The organism is Psychrosphaera ytuae, assembly GCF_017638545.1.
In the GTDB taxonomy this organism is placed as follows: Bacteria; Pseudomonadota; Gammaproteobacteria; order Enterobacterales; family Alteromonadaceae; genus Psychrosphaera; species Psychrosphaera ytuae.
On the sequence record NZ_CP072110.1, the window covers coordinates 2,795,623 to 2,815,207 of the forward strand.

The 19,585-nt window shown below is 42.9% G+C and carries 12 protein-coding genes; 3 read left to right on the forward strand and 9 right to left on the reverse strand.

Annotated elements, in window-relative coordinates; all coding sequences use genetic code 11:
• Nucleotides 1-26 precede the first annotated feature (26 nt).
• The 3 genes from J1N51_RS12445 to folE2 all read right to left on the reverse strand — a co-directional run bounded on the left by J1N51_RS12445 (nt 27) and on the right by folE2 (nt 7,292).
• The gene (locus tag J1N51_RS12445; protein WP_208831580.1) at nt 27-1,433 is read right to left on the reverse strand and encodes an FAD-dependent oxidoreductase; all 1,407 of its coding nucleotides are present in this window, start codon (nt 1,431-1,433) and stop codon (nt 27-29) included.
• A 10-nt stretch (nt 1,434-1,443) separates the two neighbouring features.
• Nucleotides 1,444-5,925: a glutamate synthase large subunit gene (gltB, locus tag J1N51_RS12450; protein WP_232842806.1), complete on the reverse strand. Its 4,482-nt coding sequence runs from the start codon at nt 5,923-5,925 to the stop codon at nt 1,444-1,446.
• A 440-nt stretch (nt 5,926-6,365) separates the two neighbouring features.
• A complete protein-coding gene (folE2, locus tag J1N51_RS12455; RefSeq protein WP_208831581.1) occupies nt 6,366-7,292 on the reverse strand; it encodes a GTP cyclohydrolase FolE2 in 927 nt (308 codons plus the stop codon).
• Nucleotides 7,293-7,513: 221 nt separating this feature from the next.
• Between folE2 and J1N51_RS12460 the strand changes: the two genes are divergently transcribed.
• The gene (locus J1N51_RS12460) at nt 7,514-9,358 is read left to right on the forward strand and encodes a type 1 glutamine amidotransferase family protein (RefSeq protein WP_208831582.1); all 1,845 of its coding nucleotides are present in this window, start codon (nt 7,514-7,516) and stop codon (nt 9,356-9,358) included.
• A gap of 27 nt (nt 9,359-9,385) precedes the next feature.
• Here the strand turns inward: J1N51_RS12460 and J1N51_RS12465 are convergent, their stop codons facing one another.
• From J1N51_RS12465 to trmB, 5 genes are all read right to left on the reverse strand, one after another.
• Entirely contained in the window at nt 9,386-9,925 is a 540-nt protein-coding gene (locus J1N51_RS12465) for a YfiR/HmsC family protein (protein ID WP_208831583.1), read from the reverse strand.
• Nucleotides 9,922-11,553 carry a sensor histidine kinase gene (locus J1N51_RS12470; RefSeq protein ID WP_208831584.1) on the reverse strand — a complete coding sequence of 544 codons (1,632 nt, stop codon included), beginning with the start codon at nt 11,551-11,553 and terminating at the stop codon, nt 9,922-9,924. Before J1N51_RS12470 ends, J1N51_RS12465 begins: the two co-directional genes overlap by 4 nt.
• A gap of 102 nt (nt 11,554-11,655) precedes the next feature.
• Complete coding sequence (locus tag J1N51_RS12475) at nt 11,656-13,095, reverse strand: glycogen synthase (protein WP_208831585.1); 1,440 nt, start codon at nt 13,093-13,095, stop codon at nt 11,656-11,658.
• A 26-nt stretch (nt 13,096-13,121) separates the two neighbouring features.
• A complete protein-coding gene (locus tag J1N51_RS12480) occupies nt 13,122-14,216 on the reverse strand; it encodes a class I SAM-dependent methyltransferase (protein WP_208831586.1) in 1,095 nt (364 codons plus the stop codon).
• 3 nt (nt 14,217-14,219) lie between these two features.
• Nucleotides 14,220-14,969, reverse strand: a complete 750-nt coding sequence (gene trmB / locus J1N51_RS12485; protein ID WP_208831587.1) for a tRNA (guanosine(46)-N7)-methyltransferase TrmB — start codon at nt 14,967-14,969, stop codon at nt 14,220-14,222.
• Between the two features lie 153 nt (nt 14,970-15,122).
• Here trmB and mutY point away from each other — a divergent pair, with 153 nt between their 5' ends.
• On the forward strand, nt 15,123-16,223 hold the full coding sequence (mutY, locus tag J1N51_RS12490) for an A/G-specific adenine glycosylase (RefSeq protein WP_208831588.1): 1,101 nt from the start codon (nt 15,123-15,125) through the stop codon (nt 16,221-16,223).
• A gap of 75 nt (nt 16,224-16,298) precedes the next feature.
• Complete coding sequence (locus tag J1N51_RS12495; protein ID WP_208831589.1) at nt 16,299-16,568, forward strand: oxidative damage protection protein; 270 nt, start codon at nt 16,299-16,301, stop codon at nt 16,566-16,568.
• Between the two features lie 84 nt (nt 16,569-16,652).
• Here the strand turns inward: J1N51_RS12495 and J1N51_RS12500 are convergent, their stop codons facing one another.
• A complete protein-coding gene (locus J1N51_RS12500; RefSeq protein WP_208831590.1) occupies nt 16,653-19,496 on the reverse strand; it encodes a hybrid sensor histidine kinase/response regulator in 2,844 nt (947 codons plus the stop codon).
• Between the last annotated feature and the right edge of the window lie 89 nt (nt 19,497-19,585).

Here is a 19,585-nt window from a genome sequence, read left to right on the forward strand (position 1 = left end):
ATTTGTGTTGAGGCTCAAGAGATTAACTACACCTCTAGCATATCCAAAATGCCTTCTGCAGCATCTCGCCCTTCAGCGATTGCGGTTACAACTAGGTCTGCCCCTCGAACAATGTCACCACCGGCAAAAAGTTTTGGGTGAGTAGTTTGGTAGGCGAACTGACTGTCTTTACCTGCTTTTATGGTATTCCAAGGAGTAAGTTCGACACCAAATGGCGTCAACCAGTCTAGGTTTAATGGCTTAAAGCCAAACGCCATGACTACCGCATCGGCCGCTAATGTGTATTCACTTCCCGCGACAGCTTCTGGACGGCGTCGGCCGTTTTCATCTGGTGCGCCAAGCTGGGTTTTGACAAAGGTAACGCCAGTTGTTTGACCTGCATCGTTAACTTCGATAGCTACGGGTTGCGCATTCCATACAAATTCTACGCCTTCTTCTTTGGCGTTTTGTACTTCTCTGGCACTGCCCGGCATACTCTCTTCATCGCGTCGATAAGCACATGTGACAGACGCTGCGTCTTGTCTTATCGCCGTACGCACACAGTCCATGGCCGTATCACCACCGCCAAGAACAACAACTTTTTGGCTATCAAAATCGATGCGTTCGTCCGCATTGCCCATGATGTATTTGGTATTAGAAATCAAATATGGCAGTGCTTCGTAAACACCTGGTGCATTTTCATTTGGGAAACCACCTTTTAAATACTGGTAGGTACCAACGGCTAAAAAGACCGCGTCATGTTCATCAATGAGAGTTTGTAACTGAATGTCTTTGCCGACTTCCATATTTAAACGAAACTCAATGCCCATGCCTTCGAGGATTTCACGGCGCTTTAAAATAACGCTCTTTTCGAGCTTAAACGCTGGAATACCATAGGTGAGTAAGCCGCCAATTTCGTCATATTTGTCATATACGACCGCTTGAACGCCATTGCGAGCTAGGACATCAGCACAAGCTAAACCGGCTGGACCTGCACCTATGATGGCCACTTTTTTATCCGTCGGTACTACATCGGAAAGGTCTGGACGCCAGCCCATTTCAAACGCTTTGTCAGTAATATACTTTTCAATTGAACCTATGGTGACGGCACCGAAGTCTTCATTAAGAGTACATGCACCCTCACATAACCGGTCTTGAGGACAAACCCGTCCGCACACTTCCGGTAAACTATTGGTTTGATGTGAAAGCTCAGCGGCCTCAATAATTTTTCCCTGATTAGCTAAAGCCAACCATTGTGGAATGTAATTGTGAACTGGGCATTTCCATTCGCAATAAGGGTTACCACAATCTAAACAGCGATCTGCCTGACCTTGGGCCTGTGAGTCCTGCATAGGTTGATAAATCTCGATAAAGTCGGTTTTGCGGATCTTTATCGGTTGTTTTTTTGGGTCAATGCGTTGGACATCGACAAATTGATATACATTTTGTGCCATGATTCAGTCCTTACATTGCTTCAATTCGCAACTCGTCAGAAGACCGTTGGCGATGGCCTAACAGCATTTCTACCGATGTCGATTTGGGTTTAATCAGCTTAAATTTTGGTATCCATTGATCAAATTGGCTTAGGATAAGCTGAGAGCGAGGACTTTGTGTGGCTTCAAAGTGATCATTGATCAAGCCGCGTAAGTTTTCGATGTGGAGCTGATTAGGCATTTCTAGCATTTCGATATGACCAGGATTTAATCTTGCTTGTAAATCATCGTGCTCATCAAGAAGGTAAGCAAAGCCACCAGTCATGCCCGCACCAAAGTTAATACCCGCCTTACCGAGGACGACAACAGTTCCTCCTGTCATATATTCACAGGCGTTTTCACCAGTTCCCTCGATAACCGCCACCGCGCCTGAGTTTCTTACTGCAAATCGTTCACCAGCACAGCCAGACGCCAATAGTCGACCACCGGTTGCACCGTACAAACAGGTGTTACCCATTATTGCTGAGACATGGCTTTCGTAAGCGACACCGACAGGAGGGTGAATAACGATTTCGCCACCTGTCATGCCTTTGCCGACATAATCATTGGCATCGCCAGTAAGATGCAGGTTTATTCCGCCAGCGTTCCATACCCCAAAGCTTTGTCCGGCTGTACCAACAAATGATAGTTGAATTGGGTCGGTTGCCATGCCTTGGTTACCGTGACGTTGAGCCACTTCACCGGATAGACGTGCCGGTATCGAGCGGTCGGTATTTTTAATTGGGTAGAAAAACGCACCACCGGTTTTTTGTTGAACGGCGTTAGCGCAGTCTTCAACAATTTTGCGGTTGAGTTCGGCAGTGTCTAATGGGGTATTTTTGCTGGTACAAAAAACCGGTTGGTCTTGTTTGACCGAACTTGAATTGAGAATACTGCTCAAATCTAGGTGACGTTGTTTGTCTGTAATGCCTTCTTTGACGGCCAAGAGATCAGTTCGACCAATTAGCTCATTGAGTTGGCTCACACCTAACTTTGCCATCCATTCACGCGTTTCTTGGGCAATAAACTTAAAGTAGTTTTCGACCATGTCTGGCAACCCGGCAAAATAGCGCTCACGTAATAGGTTGTCTTGCGTAGCAACCCCAGTCGCACAGTTATTGAGATGACATATACGCAAATACTTACAGCCTAGTGCCACCATAGGGCCAGTACCAAAACCAAAGGTTTCTGCGCCCAATATAGCTGCTTTAATAATGTCTAATCCGGTCTTTAAGCCGCCGTCTACTTGGAGTTTGACCTTGTGACGCAAGCCGTTCTCGACTAGCGCTTGGTGTGTTTCGGCAAGGCCCAGTTCCCATGGGCTTCCGGCGTGTTTAACTGAGGTAAGTGGACTTGCACCTGTACCGCCGTCAAAGCCAGAAATAGTGATTAAGTCGGCGTTTGCTTTAGCCACACCGGTGGCGATAGTTCCGACACCAGGCTCACTAACCAGTTTAACTGAGACTAGGGCATTAGGATTGACTTGTTTTAAATCAAAGATCAATTGAGCTAAGTCTTCGATAGAGTAAATATCGTGATGCGGTGGAGGTGATATCAAAGTCACCCCTTGGGTACTAAAGCGAAGTTTCGCAATTTCAGCGCTGACTTTTTCACCAGGCAGTTGTCCACCTTCACCTGGCTTAGCCCCCTGAGCTACCTTGATTTGTAGGACTTCGGCGTTGCGTAAATAGTGCGGTGTTACACCAAAACGGCCCGAGGCTATCTGTTTGATTTTAGAATTTTTGTCGGTGCCAAATCGACGAGGGTCTTCACCGCCTTCACCCGAATTTGAAAATCCACCTAAGCGGTTCATGGCAATCGCTAGGGCTTCGTGAGCTTCAGGGCTTAAAGCGCCAATCGACATTGCCGCCGAATCAAACCTTGGGTATAGACTTTCGACTGTTTGCACATCATCGATATTGATGGCTTGGTCGGCTTTAAGCTCAAATAAGTCTCTAAAATGTGCGACCGGACGCAGATTAACGGTATCAGCATACTTTTGATAGTCACTGTATTTTCCCGATTTAACAGCGATTTGAAGCTGTTGAACTACGTCAGGGTTGTAGGCGTGGTATTCACCACCATGGACAAATTTAAGTAAACCGCCGTGGTTGATTGGTTTTCTGGCTAAAAACGCACGTTTTGCCAATTCTTTTTGGTCGTTTTCGATGTCATTAAAACTAGCGCCGCTAACCCGACTCACTAAGTGAGGGAAACACAAGTCCATTACATCTTGGTTAAGGCCAATGACCTCAAATAAGTTAGAACATCTATAGCTCGCTACAGTTGCAATGCCCATTTTGGACATGATCTTCAACAGACCTTTGTTTAGACCTGCACGGTAATTAACTAATGCCTGTTTTGCATCGAGTTTGATACTGCCATTACCGACAAATTGCTCTACGGTTTCGTATGCTAGATAAGGATAAACTGCGGTGGCACCTAAACCGACTAATACGGCCAATTGATGCGAATCTCGAACGCTCGCCGTTTCAACGAGTATGTTGGCGTCACAGCGCAGTTGGTTTTTTACCAGTGCTTGTTGTACAGCACCAACTGCAAGCGGCGCAGGGATTGGCAGGGTATCGCGTTGCACGCCTCGGTCGGAGAGAATAACGATGACAGTTTGGTTTTGTTTGACTGAGGCTATCACCTGTTCTGTTAGATGCTCGATAGCTTGCTTTAAATTGAACTCAGCGTGCGCGTAGTACAATGAAAACGTTTCGGCGCGGTAGTGCGCTTGATCAAACTCTTTTAACTGCTTTAAGTCTGTATACATCAGTACCGGCGAGTTAAACAAGACTCGGTCGGCATAACCAGAAGTTTCTGCAAATACGTTTTGCTCTCGACCAATACATGTCGCCAGTGACATTACGTGGCTTTCACGCAATGGATCGATAGGAGGGTTGGTCACCTGGGCAAATTGTTGACGGAAATAGTCGTAGCTGTTTCGAACGGTTTGTGACAGTACAGCCATCGGCGTATCGTCACCCATAGAGCCCGTCGCCTCTTGGCCATTGGTTGCAAGTACTTTTATGACTTGCTCTATCTCTTCGAAGTTATAATTAAATAGTTTGTGATAAGTTGCTTGGGTTTTGTCATCAAAAAGACGTGTGCCAATAAGCGCGGTGTCGGTCTCTTCAAACGGGGTTAGATGACGAATGTGTCCGTCGAGCCACTCTTTGTATGGATGGCGCTCTTTTAGCTCGTAGTCTATCTGATCAGAGTGCCAAATTTTGCCAGTATAGGTATCAACCGCTAACATTTCACCCGGTCCAACGCGACCCTGTTCAACTACTTCGTCAGGGCTGTAATCCCAAATGCCAGATTCAGACGCTAGGGTCAGCAGCTTATCTTTGGTGATAATGTAGCGTGCAGGGCGAAGACCGTTTCTGTCTAAGTTACAGGCAACGTGACGACCATTAGTTAGAACGATACCAGCAGGTCCGTCCCATGGCTCCATGTGCATGGAATTAAACTCATAGAATGCCTTGAGCTGCGCATCCATTTGTGGGTGTTTTTGGTAAGCCGGTGGCACCAATAATCGCATGGCTCTAAACAAGTCCATGCCGCCAGCTAAAAACAGTTCTAACATGTTGTCTAAAGATGCACTGTCGCTACCCTCGTAACTGACAAATGGCGCTGCTTGCTGCAGATCTGGGATCAACGGCGAGTGAAACTTGTATTGACGTGCTTCAGCCCATTGGCGGTTGCCTTTGATAGTGTTTATCTCACCATTGTGAGCCAAAAATCTAAACGGTTGAGCGAGTCGCCATTCAGGCGAGGTATTGGTTGAAAAGCGCTGGTGGAAGACACAAATCGAGGTTTGCATGCGGATATCAGCTAAATCCAAATAGAACTCTGCCAGATCTTTTGGCATTACCAAGCCTTTGTAAATAGTAACCAAACAAGACAAGCTTGGGATATAAAAGTGTGGGTCATCAGCTAATTGCTTTTCGATTCGTCGTCTCGCCATATAAAGACGGCGCTCAAAATCTTTTTTACGCCAGCCTGTCGGCGCATTGACAAATACTTGCTGAATTGTCGGTAATCGGTCACGAGCGATGTCGCCTAGTACGTCTCTGTTGATAGGCACATCTCGCCAGCCGACAATTTGTAATGTTTCGTTTTGTAGTTCTTGTTCGATGATGGATTTGGCGTGAGCAGCAAGGGTGGGGTCTGTATTAAAGAAAATATTACCTACGGCGTACTTTTTGCCTAGTCGCCAGTCATTTTGCTCTGCTATCGCTCTAAAAAACGCATCGGGCTTTTGCATCAGTAAGCCACATCCGTCGCCGGTCTTACCGTCGGCAGAAATACCACCGCGATGTTGCATCCGAGCAAGGCTAGTGATGGCTGTTCTTATTATTTTGTGGCTTGTTTCACCCTCAAGATGAGCGATTAAACCAAAGCCACAATTGTCTTTCACCCAACGCTCGTCGTGGAGTTTTGGTGCCGTGATCGAATTATTCAACGCATGTCTCCTAATTAGCCGAAAATGTAATGTATTTGTTGGTGGCGTACGCGCTTTTAGGCGAGCAAGCGTACTCCTTTATCATTTTACGGCCGGGTACGTTCCCTAATTTAGTGAATATTTATTCACATTGGTGCATTTAAACTAACCATAGTGGTGCAATATTTCAAGAAAAAGTTAGTATTAATACTCTAAATTTTGTAATTAACTTACCTATTAAAGACGTAAAATTAGCCTATTTGGTTCATTTTAGTTGAGAAATTGGACGTTTGTTGGAATTGAGTTTCTTTTCTTCTAGTTCGATGATTTTGAAAGGGGAGGGGATGGAAGTTGTTGGTTTTAACAGAAATTGAATTTGGTCTGGGTATTCATTCAGCCTAAAACAAAAAAACGCCTGAATAGTTCAGACGTTTTTTAGTATCGCAATGAAAAGGTTGAGGTTAGTGATTGCGATAACCGCCTTCTACACCTTTACTAGCCACCGAAACGGCATCATGTGCATGTAAAGACTCATAATGGTTAACTCGAATCCAAAAGTCTTGATACTGTTTTTGTGCATTTAGCGTTGCTTTAATTCGACGGCCTGCATCTTCGCAAAACATTAAGTTTTGGCCGTTTAGGCGAGCAAACTCTTGTTCGTCTTCGCGTTTAACCGCGGCTTGTACTGGCGTTTTTAATGCATGTTCAATGGCATCAACAAGATCAACGATAGGGAATCCATCTGTATCGTCTGCAAGTTTAACTTTCACATCTGCAATTGAACGCTGGCTGTGCGGCGTTGCAATAATTCCGTCAGTAGAGCCTAAAAAGTCCATAATATCAGCTGACTTAACAGACTCTTGGCCAGCGAATGTTTGGTTAAATTGATTTTGAATCAGCTGTCGAGCTAAGGCTGCTGAACACGGACAAGTCGATGAATAAGGAACGTTTACAGCAAGCTCAATATTTAAATCACCTTTGATAATTTGCCCTGTAATTGTGACTGGATATGCTTTCCAACCAAGCTTTCCGCTAATTAGAGATTTGCGGCGCATGTGGTAGTCAAATTCGAACTTAACTTGTGCATTGTCACTAATGTCATTGTGGCTTTCGATAAATCCATGCAGTAAAGTTTTAAGGTTACTAACACTCAAGACACTCTCTGTTGAAAGCTCGTCGACCATTAAATACAAACGTGACATATGAATGCCTTTAGCCTTTGGATCCTTAAGGTTAACAAACGCCTCAATAAGTGCAGACACAGGGCGTGTTTCACCTTCAACCTCGATCATCAGAGGCATCTCAATGTTACTCATTCCAACCCAGTCTAGCTCTCCTTCAGTTTGAGCTTTGGCTTGATTGGCAATATCTGGCATGTTCGCTGGCATGGAGTCTCCGTTTATCAACAGGAAAAGCCCTCGTGTTTCAAAGAGAGGGCTACAAAAATTGGTCACAACAAATTATTGGGTCAGTTATACCACATATTTGGTGCAGTATTAAGCAAATAACCTACTGCTTTACTCAACTTTTTGCTATATGGTTCAATAATTAATTATAAATGTGATAGTGTTATTTTTGTCAGCGTATTGTGTACATAGGAAGTGACTTGATGATTAAACAAGGTTTTTCGGCGATTTTGAAATCGAAACTAGGTTTGGCTATAGCGTTATCGTTGAGTAGTGTTGTATTGAGTTTTGGTAGTTACGCAGCGTCATTCTCTAGCACCACTGATTCTAACAAGATTGGAAAAACCAACGCACAAACTCTACTTATTGGCGGCGATCTGAGGTTGTGCACAAGTCTTGAGCGCGATAACTGCCAAGCTGATGTTGAGTTTAATAGTGCAGCTTATACCGGACCATTGTTTGACTTACACAAAAGTTATACCTCCTCAATTCGTGAAACTTTAACTCGTCTCCCACAATACCGCTCTGAGGCACTTTTAACCTTAATTGATCAATTAGAGTCACCAAATTGGGCCGGCAAAAGAATCGGTCTTACCCATCGTGAGTTAAAACTTGGGTTACTGCGTGTTGTCCCTCATGCTATGGAAAAAGTAAAAAGGGGACAGTGGCAATTATTATTAGACCATCTAGAAACCGAAGTCGTTGAGAAACGATTTTTGCAAAGAGCCCGTAACAAAAAAGTAGAAGTGTCTTTAGAACACACTGCAGACGATTTTTCGGTTAAAGCTTTACGTCAGATCAAAGAGCGCGCTAAAGGTGAAAAGGTATTGGTGATCACGAGTGGAAACACGGATGCGTTCGCCGATGTGGATTGGTTAATTGAAACTCTAGAGCAAGTCGACCTAGAGCCTACTTGGCTGCCTATCGATGCGGCCGTCATACGAGCGACTCATAGTGCTGATTCGTCTCAATTATTGAGCGAAGAGCAGCGAACGGCACTTTGTGACACCCTGCCGTCGATTCGAGAAAAAGAGGTGGGGCGGTTCAATCGTCATAATTTGTACCCAAGCTTACACAAACAAATGTTGGAACATTGTAAGGAGCCAAATGACTCGTTGGCTTTAATTGATGAAGCCGACGCGATATTACTTTGGGGACAAAATCCACACACCTTAAGTCAGTCTTTGATGGTTAGCCAAGGGATAGCATCTCAATACTGGCAACGAATAGTCCAACGTCATAACATTGGTGAACTACTTATTGTTGCAAATGATGGCGTTGTCCCAGCATTGACTGGTACGAATCGCGATAACGCCGCAATTATTACAGGCGATAGCCATGATGCTTTGTTATATGGCTTTGAATATGTGACAAACGCCAGCGCGACTTATCCTAATCCACACACTACTGCTAACCTACTTGGTAAAATTGGTAATCATGCGACCTCATTCACACTTGGGGTGTTCGATAACATCATGTTTGATACTCGATTCTCAGAACGGGGTAATCAAGGTAGATTGATGTCTCTTGTGTCTTTAGCTCGACCTAATTTTGCAATTGGAATCGACTCTAGAACGACTTTATTGATCAAAGAAAAAGGCAATATCCAAGAGTTTTTTGTGGAAGGGGAAGGCGGTGTTGCTGTTTTTGATAATCGTAAAATTAAAATAAATACTTTGGTTCCTGTCCAATTTGGCCAGGTTGTTATGTCATACCTAACCGAAGGTGACATGATGAACATTAATAATAATGAAGTATCTTTTGATTTTGCGGATTGGAAGTTTAGTTCAAGTCATTATGGTCAATCTGTTGTGCAATCTGGTCAGGTATTTAAATCAGACAACTTCTTTAAAACTATGTACATGCTTTGTTCGACGGGTGGAAAAACCGCAACTCTCAAACATGTAGAGCTTGGAAAAGGGCATCAAATTAACGTTAAAAAGCAAGTTCGAGCAGCGTCAGTTAATGGCAGTCGAAATGTAAATGGCAAAAATTACAGATATTGTTCGTTCAGAGGATATGAAATAGAGGCAAAAGTGAAGCTCTAAAAAAGAAGTGTGTTTAGTAATGGTTAATTAAGGAACCACAGTAACGGCATTTAACAATCGAGATTTAACCTCAAAATTCGAACGTTTTAATTGCTGTTTACTAATTGAAACTTGGGGACGAGTATTTTCAAATACGATGGCAGCCGAGTTGCCAAAACTCTTAAAGTCGTCACTATTCCCTATCACTAATGCGCTTTCGCCCAGGGTTTGAATCAAGGGTTTGTCTATGATGGTTAAAGGTGCTACGTATACAATGTGGCACTTGTGGGGCAATAGTTGTTGGACCGAAGCTTCAGAGATAACGTTAACTTTTAGACTTAAGTTTTTGAGTTGTACGTGTTGTTTGGCCGACGTGGCTACCTTAAAACTATCAACACCAGCAAAACAGACGTTAGCTTGTTCATAGTTTGTTGGAAAGTCGATAAAGTTCACGACCTGCAAACTAAATGCCGCTATATAGCTGTGTTCTTCATCCGTATCCGCCAACACAGACATACTGCTAACTAACAAAGTAATGAATAGTATATAGCTCAACAACTTTAGGTAGAGTACTGCCCCGACGCTCATGAGTAATCCTCGAGAAGCGCTGGAAAGTCAATGTTAAATTGGGCACCTTCTCCAATCTCACTGTGCACCGAGATTTTGCCTTTTAATGCTTGTGTTACCAAATTGTAAACGAGGTGCATACCCAAACCTGACCCACCGTCACCGCGATTGGTGGTGACGAAAGGATCAAATATCTTTTGTTTCACCTTTTCTTCGATACCTGCGCCGTTATCTCGATATTGAATATAACAACGCCCTCCTGAAACGGAGGCCTTAATCGTAATTGTACCTTCTTCAAGGCTTTTAAAACCGTGAATCAATGAGTTCATAACCAAGTTCATAATGATTTGGTTAATAGGTCCGGGTCTTGTTTTGATCGTATAAGTCGGAGCGCAATCAATCTCAATGTGATGACGATATTTTTTAAGAGTGGGCTGCATTGAGGTAATGATTTCATTGAGATATTGATAAATGTTGATCTCTCTAACTTGCCCAGCGGTTTGATCGACAGCGACCTGTTTAAATGAGCTAATTAAATCTGCTGCTCTGGTGAGGTTACGGTAGATAATTTGAGTATTTTCTTTACTCTCGTTCAAAAATTTACCAAGTTGAGTCGCGGTTAGAGTCTGTTCTTCTAGCTGTTGTAACACGGTATCAATTCGATCAGAAAGCATCGTTGAGGCCGTTACGCCTAAACCAATAGGGGTATTAACTTCGTGTGCCACCCCTGCGACCATCTGGCCAAGAGAGGCCATTTTTTCAGATTGGATGACCTGTGATTGGTACTGATGGACTTGCTCTAAAGCGTCTAGAAGCTCTTGGTTTGAATCCCTTAACGCTTTGGTACGTTTGATGACTTTCTCTTCTAGGTTTTGATTAAGTTCAGTTATTTCAGTTTCAGCTTCTTTAGAACGCTCGAGTTGTCTATGTATTTTTAATAATAATTTGTTTACCGCTTCGGAAATGACCTGTAATTCGTTGAATGAAGTACTTTCTAACTGGTATTCGAAACGTTTTCTTGAAGTGGCGTATTCAATATCTTTTACAAAGCGGTGAACTGGACTCAATATTCTACTTTTAAGAATTTGCGCTAACGCAATGGCAATCAGCGCAATAACAAAAGCCGCCATCCCATAAAACTTAAACCACTCTGCTTGATTTTCCTTGAGGTGTTGTAGACTCAGGCGTAAATACACATACCCAATTTCTTGGTTTGTTGATTCTTCAATGACAGGTAATGCGTATTCAACATAATCGTTGGTGAAAAGCGGTCGTTTTAGTTGGGAGAGTCTATCAATCTGTGGAGAGATAGGTTTATCTGGCTCTCGATCGTAACTTGTAAAGAACTCTAAATTGTTGGTTAATTCACTTTTTTTGTATATATGAATAGTCGAAACATCATTGATGTTTTCTATAGTAGCGAGAAAGTTGTTTAGGCCTTTACGCTGCTCAAATATGATTGGTGTAACAGAGTTAAAAGATAAAATATCGCCAATCGCAACAATAAAACGTGCAGATTCTTTTTTTAACTCATGTTTGTTCGCATAACTTGTCAGTGCAACGGATAGCAACAGAGTCAGCAAACCAACAAATACAATCGCTGAAGTAATGGATGTACTGAGTGAAATACTTTTGTGACGCCGGGACATGTTTAAACAATGATTCCTTTTGGGCTACGAATTTTAGCATCAATATATATTTCAATAATCTACGTAGGATTACCGGCTAATGCAACGGACAGAATTCGGTTTTTATATAGATAATAGTTGCTTATATAGAGATTGGTAAGTATTCGCCGCTCTTTGCCATGAAAAATTACAACTCATAGCATTGTGTTGGGCATAGTGTAGCTTTTGAGGGTGCGTCAGGTAGAGTAAGGCGGCTCTACGCAGGGCTGAAGACAAGGATGCGACTTCTGGTTGTGCGAACAATATCCCATTGCCGTTGTGGTCGTTTATATCAATTACTGTATCGACCAAGCCGCCTACTTTGCGAGCTATAGGCAAGGTTCCGTAAGCCAAAGCATGCATTTGAGTAAGTCCACATGGCTCGAACAACGAGGGAATTAAAAAGAAGTCAGCCCCCGCCATAACTTGATGGTTAATTTCGTCTGAATACCCATTGAAGAAAAACAATTGCTCAGGGTACTGAAGCATTAACTCTTGTAGTTGCTCTGTGAATTTGGGGTTACCTGTGCCAATGATGACGAATTGCACTGGATGTTCTAAGACGTCCAGTATACTTGGCAACATGTATTCCAAACCTTTTTGCTCTGTCAGTCGGCTGACTTGTGCAAAGACAGGGATGTCCTTGTTTATAGGTAAGCCAGCCCACTTCTGTAACGCACTTTTGTTTAGTGACTTTTTGTCGAGGTGATCAATGTCATATTGCTGAGTTAAGTATTTATCATTGCTGGGGTTCCAAATGTCGTAATCACAACCATTCAGAATGCCAGTAAGCTTATCTTTATAGGCCATAAAAGTATTTTGGAGTTGATGAGACCCTAATTCGGATAATAACTCTGTAGCGTAATTAGGACTTACCGCAATGACTTTGTCACTGTATTTAATTGCCAAAGTTAGATAGTTAACTCTGTTGTTTACACGCTCCTCTTCTGGCAATAGCACAGACAAACCGCCTAATTCTGAGATATCAAACTCACCTTGAAACGCACCATTGTGAATGGTTAAGACACTGTGGACATTGGCGCTCAAGTGATATTTTGCAAAAAGAGGAACCAGTCCAGTGTGCCAGTCATTACAGTGGTAAATATTTGGCTTGAAACCGACAAGTTCGGAGTAATCTCTAAAAAACTGCACAATTGCATAGCTGAAAAGGCCAAACCTTAAACCATTGTCGGCAAAGGCTTGATAATCGTGGTCGTAAAGGCCATCTCGATCAAATAGGTCGTTAATCGCAAAAGTTACAATATCAAGACCACGGTGATTAAATTGACGAACGGTAACTGCAAAGGTCTGGTCACTGCCTATATTTTCAAGCTCAAATTGGCAGACTTGCGACATGGTCGGTAAATCTGGTAAATGATTGAGCACTTGATAATGAGGTAAGGCCAATAGACAAGAAAAATCCATGGTCGACAGATGCTCGGGTAAATGACGCGCAACATCGGCTAACCCACCGGTTTTTACTAGACCATCTACTTCTGAGACGGCAAATAGAATATTGGCCATGACCTTTCCTTGGCGATTTATCCCATTTACTTGATGTGGTAAACGCTAAACCGCTTGTTATTGACTATGGTATTTGCTGATTTTAAAAACTTAGCAAACCAGTCTTGGTATGGCAAAAAGGAATTTGCAACAATCCACATTTGATACCTGGACTTAAGTCGTGCTTTACTCCCTTTTAAGAAGGATTCAACGATGCTGTAATCCGTATTGATACCTGTGTGAAAGGGTGGGTTAGATACAATAAAGTCGTATTGGTGTTGTTTGCTAATTTGACCTAAACCATTGGAGTGAATGGCAGTACCGTCAATACCATTGAGCTCAAAGCTGCGTCGAGTGCTTTCAACGGCTAGAGCATCTACGTCTAATGCATCGATATTAACGTCAAATGCTTTTGCGAGTGTTGTTGCGATAACACCACAACCACATCCAAAATCCAGACCTCGGCCTTGTAATGAATGAATGTGTTGCAGCAATAAGTCAGTACCGGCGTCTAATTTAGTCGCGCTAAAAACACCTGGTAATGACGCTAGTTGTAAGTCTACAGTGATAGCTTGGCCACTTGCGCCTTGTGTTTTGACTTGAGTGCTGGTGGTGTTAAACCAATCCTCTAGGCTAGCCTCAGAAGCTCGGTTGTTATAGACGCCATGAAACAACATGCAGTGACGTGCAGCATCTAATTTTTTGCTAGCGTAAACGTATGGCTTTAAGCCTTTATCACAACTTTTAACACCGCCTTTTTTCTCACCAACGACAAACCAATCGGCGTCTTCCGCCAACAATTGGCTGACCATCGAAGTGTAATACTCAAAGCGCTGTTTAGTTTTGGGATAATAGATAATTACCGCATTAAATTGAGGCAGGGGAGCGGCCTTGTTGTTATTGGCTGAGAGCCAAGCGCCAGTATACACTCCCTCTAAACTTTGAATCGATGAGGTTTGTGCCGATAGCGTTTCATAGGTGTCGGCAAATGGTGTGAATACATGCCAAGTAATGTCGGGGCGAGCTTCAGAAAAAGCTCGCAAAGCATTATCAGGTAGAGCATCTACCAAAAGCACATGGCCGCTTGGTAGGTGTTCTATATTGCGCTCGATAACTTGGTTTTCGGCAAAGAGTTGGCTCATTAGCTAGCTAACTCGCTCAAACATAATATCCCAAACACCGTGACCTAAACGGTGGCCACGTTGCTCAAATTTAGTCAGAGGTCGCGAGTCAGGGCGTTCGACAAAAATACTGGTTTTGTTTTCTTCACTGTTGATTTTAGCTGCAATGTTAGCGAAGCCTTCTGCCTCGTTCATTACTTCAATCATGTGCTCTGCGTAGTTTTCCCAGTCGGTTGCCATGTGGAAAACGCCACCAATGGCCAATTTACTTCTCAAACTCTGAACAAACTCCGGCTGAACAATACGACGTTTGTGATGGCGCTTTTTGTGCCATGGATCTGGGAAGAACAATTGCACTGTGCTCAGCGAGGCCTCTGGAATACAGTCGCGTAATATCTCAACCGCATCGTGGTTATATACACGTAAGTTGTTTACCCCAGCTTCATGCGCCGTAGCTAGACACGCTCCCACACCTGGTAGGTGAACTTCGATACCAATGAAGTTTTTGTCCGGGGCATTTTTGGCCATCTCAACTAAAGAGGCGCCCATGCCAAAGCCGATTTCTAAAACCACAGGGTTGTCGTTACCAAACACTTCAGCGAAATCCAGTAATTGCTTTGAGTGCTCCAAGCCCATTGTTGGCCAGTACGTATCAAGGGCTTTTTGTTGACCTTTGGTCAAACGCCCTTCGCGTTTTACAAAACTTTTAATAGTTCGTATGTACTTACCTTCTGCTTTCGCTTTTTCAATGGCTTCTTGGTTTTTGTCTGTCATTAGCAATTAACTTTTTAAATTGGTCAAAATTGGCGCGCATTATCTTACAGGCTCGATTTTCCCTCAAGTGGTTTAATCTAAAACTGAGTTTTTTTGGTATCATGCGCAACGAATGTATTAAATGAACCTTTATTATAGGTTGTTGTAATTAAGATGACAGTTAACACCTCAGCAGAAACATACCCGGCTTCAATTAAGTGCTCGGATGCCAGTTGGTTTCAAAACCAAGTTTTGGATTGGTACGATAAATATGGCCGTAAGCACCTCCCTTGGCAACAGGATGTTAACCCTTATAAGGTTTGGCTGTCAGAAGTCATGCTCCAACAAACTCAAGTAAAAACCGTCATCCCTTATTTCGAATCTTTCATGAGTCGCTTTCCGAGTGTCGTTGATTTAGCTAATGCGGATGAAGACGAAGTTTTGCATTTGTGGACTGGCCTTGGTTATTACGCCCGAGCGAGAAATCTGCACAAGGCGGCAAAGAGGGTTCGTGATCAGTACGCAGGACAGTTTCCGACGGAGTTTGACCAAGTCTTGGATTTACCTGGGATTGGCCGTTCTACGGCAGGCGCAGTACTGTCACTTGGTGATGGCCAACATCACCCCATTTTGGACGGAAACGTCAAACGAGTACTAACCCGCTTTTTTGCTGTACAAGGGTGGCCTGGTAAAAAGTCCGTTGAGAATGAACTGTGGCAATACGCTGAGCAGCTCACTTCGAAAACACGGCCGAGTAATTTTAACCAAGTTATGATGGACCTAGGGGCAACAGTTTGTACTCGAACCAAGCCTAATTGTGACACTTGCCCTCTGTCTGATAAATGCTTAGCAAAAGCTCAGGGTCGACAAACGGAGTTTCCTTTTTCCAAACCGAAAAAAGAAAAGCCAATCAAGTTTTGTTATATGTTGATGTTGGTCAAAGGTGACAAAGTACAAATGTATCAACGCCCTAAACAAGGTATTTGGGGAGGGCTGTATAGCTTTCCTGAGTTTGAGTCACTCAATGACGTTGAGCTGTCCTTAGCGAATATCAAGATAGAGTTAGAGGACGTTGAGATTGACGAAGAAGCTTTGTTCCGTCATACCTTTAGCCACTATCATTTAGACATTCAGCCGATAATAATTCGAATAGATGACAAGGCTTTGGGCTATGAAATCGCAGAACACAATCAGCTTTGGCTGCCTTTAGCACCTAATGAGCGACCTAAAGTCGGCTTGTCAGCGGTCGCTGAAAAACTGCTTAACCAAATCTGATTGGCATAGTTGGCGCTGGGGCTTTACAATAGCGGCATAAAATTGATTTAAGACTTAATAACTGGAGCCAACATCATGGCAAGAACTGTATTTTGTGAATATTTAAAAAAAGAAGCCGATGGCTTGGACTTTCAATTGTACCCAGGTGAAGTGGGTGCACGCATTTTTAATAATATTTCCAAAGAAGCATGGGCTGAATGGCAAAAAAAACAAGTTATGTTGATCAACGAACACAAGTTGTCGATGATTAATCCAGAACACCGTGAGCTCTTGGAAAAGACCATGATTGGTTTTTTGTTTGAAGGTGAAGAAGTCAAAATCGACGGGTACGTGCCAAAGGCGTAATTGATGATTTAAGTTTTGTCGATATGACTAAAAAGCCGACGTTGAAGTCGGCTTTTTGTTGTGTGCTTGTTAGAAAGCCGGCAGTTAGAACTTGTCGTCAATTTCTAACGAAGGGGTATCCGGTTGATACTCTTCTTTGATAAAGGTAATTACCTGATTAAATTGCTTTAATATTTGGGTATATAGCGCTTCGATGTTTTCTTGGCTCATACCGATAGCTTGGTTTTCAAGTTCTAAAGCAGAATCAAATAGCGGCATGGCACCAACACTTTTAGACATAGATTTAAACTGGTGTGCTAAGTTTTTGATGTTCTCACGCTCGTTGTTTTGAATGCTGTCACCAATCTTATCAATAAGCTCGTTACCGCGAGTTTTGAACATTTCTAAGTACTTTAAGTGACGGCTTTTGTCATTGCCTAAATAGCTAATTAAAACCGATTGTTGGATGGGTTCGTTTGCATAGTTAACAGGCTCTATAGGTTTAGTGCGAGTCGCTTCTTGAACCAGTTTTGTGGTCTCGTTTTCTTCTAGTTTTAGCCACTTGTTCATTACGACTTCTAGGTCACTGAGCTCTAACGGCTTAGTTAAATAACCATCCATCCCTAGACTAATACACTTTTGCTCTTCACCTTTAAGGGCATTAGCTGTAATTGCAACCACTCGGGTAAAGTCTGCGTCTTCAGCGCGTTTTGGTCCCTCTTCGCGAATCGTTTTAATGACGTCATAACCGCTTTTATTCGGCATGTGTAAGTCGGTTAAAACCAGTGGATAGTTGTTAGCACGCCACATATCGATCGCCTCTTGACCGTCATTGGCAACCTCAACGGCATAACCTAGCATATTGAGCTGTTCAGTGATCACTTGCTGATTCATAGCATTATCTTCAGCTAGTAATACAAGTTGGTTTTTCTCGCGAGCTTCGTCAATGCTCATGGTCTGGATGACATTATGAGTTGATTCTATTGCTGTTTCTGGCTCGTGCTGTTTGTTATCTGCAACATCCTGAATTAATTCTAACAACCCACTGCGGCACAATGGCATCGCATGCATGTACCAGATACGTTCGTGCTCTTGCACTTGATTTTCAATAGTGTTGCTCAGGACTAGGAAGCGTGTTTTTTGAAGGTTTGGCTGTTCTAATAAATCGTAAATTACCTTCAAGGTCTCATCGTGATAATTCGTAGCGTCTATGACCCAAATAGACTGATGAGTTGGGTCACAGTGATAGGTACCGGCAATGTGTTTGAGACCTTCCACTGAATGGGCTATGTCAACATTGGCTGAGTAATGTTTGACGTAGGCTTCCATCGAATTAATGTGGTGATAATCGCTAGAGAAGCAAACTAAATCTAATTCGGAAAAGTCATAGGTTTTAGTGTGGCCAGACGCGTTACTAGAGCGCAAAGGAAGTGAAACGGTAAATTCCGACCCTTCTCCTAGCTCAGATTTGACGTTGATATGACCGTACATTAAGTCAGTTAATCGCTGACAAATTGTCAAACCTAATCCCGTACCACCAAACTGTCGAGTCACCGAACCTTCTGCTTGGCTGAACGGTTGGAATACGTAGTTTACTTGTCGTTCTGTCATACCTTTACCGTTGTCGATAACGCGTAACACAACATTGGTAAATTCTAAATTAGACTCGCTGATCTCAGCTCGGATTTGCACCACACCTTTTTTGGTTTTTGAGGTGTTAGTAAACTTGATCGCGTTACCAGCTAGGTTAAATAAGATTTGGCGAATACGAATCGGGTCGCCAATTAGATTTTCACTGATTGCTGGGTCGCAATAAATGCGCAGATCAATATTCTTTTGCTCTGCAACAGATAGTAATGTTCGTCCAACTGCTTCTACGATCGAGTTGATAGACATAGGAATACTTTCAACTTCGAGCTTTCCAGCTTCAATTTTTGAGAAGTCCAAGATGTCATCGATAATCCGTAGCAATGAAAATGCGGATTCGCGAATAGTGTCCGATAAACGGAATTGGTTTTGATTCAATGTGCTTTTACGAAGTAAATCAATTGAGCCTATAATGCCGTTCATCGGGGTGCGGATTTCATGGCTCATGGTCGCTAAGAACGTCGACTTAGATTCGTTGGCTTGCTCTGCCTCTTCCATCGCTATTCGTAACGCATTGGTGCGTTCGTTAATTTTGTTTTCCATTTCTTGAGCGAGTTTATCGTTGGCGATATCGAGTTCTTGATTGTCTTTGATAAGGCTATCGATTTTTTTAAATAGAGTGTTGATCGTCGCTGCAAGTGTAGAAAATGGCCCAAAACGCTTTGGTGCAAGTCTCTTATCAAACTTGTTTTTATTGGTGATTAAATTCGTTTCTGCAATCAAAGGCATTGCGTCTGAATTGACGGCATTATTAAGCATAACCGCAATAATACGAGTAAGAACAATAGCGCCAAGTAAACAAGCTACAAATAGGCTGAGAATAAAACCAAAGTCTGTTTTTTGTTTTAGCATAGTGCCGATGATGAGACCGGCCTCTTCACCGTCGACTAAAATAATTTTGCGAATCTCGACCCAGCTGTTTAGGTCCGAAACGTGGTTGGCCAAAATCGGGCTGGGTATATAGCCCTCTAAGCTAGCCGTTGCAGCTTGGCTTTTCAGCTGACCTTTTTCTAAGCGGTATAGAAAAAACGCTTTTTTGTCTGATTCGCCATGAATGGCATTGATATAAGATTGGGCTGCGCTCTTTTGCTCAGGGTCTAATACATACTCAGGCATGCCAGCAACGGCAGAGTCGACGTGCTTTTGTAAACTGGCCGTCAATTGGTCGGGTTTTAGCCACTGAGAGAATGTGTAGATGCCACCAAATCCGGCCATTACGGTTAAACAGCCGAACAGAATTAGCCAGATTAAAAGTACGTGAGATATCCGTAAAAACTTCTGCTTTTGATTTTTTTTATCCATGAAATACGAACTTTATTTATTGATTATTGTTCTGAACTAGCTTAATAATATGTAACAGGTTGTTCACTTTTTGCATACAAACGACGCAT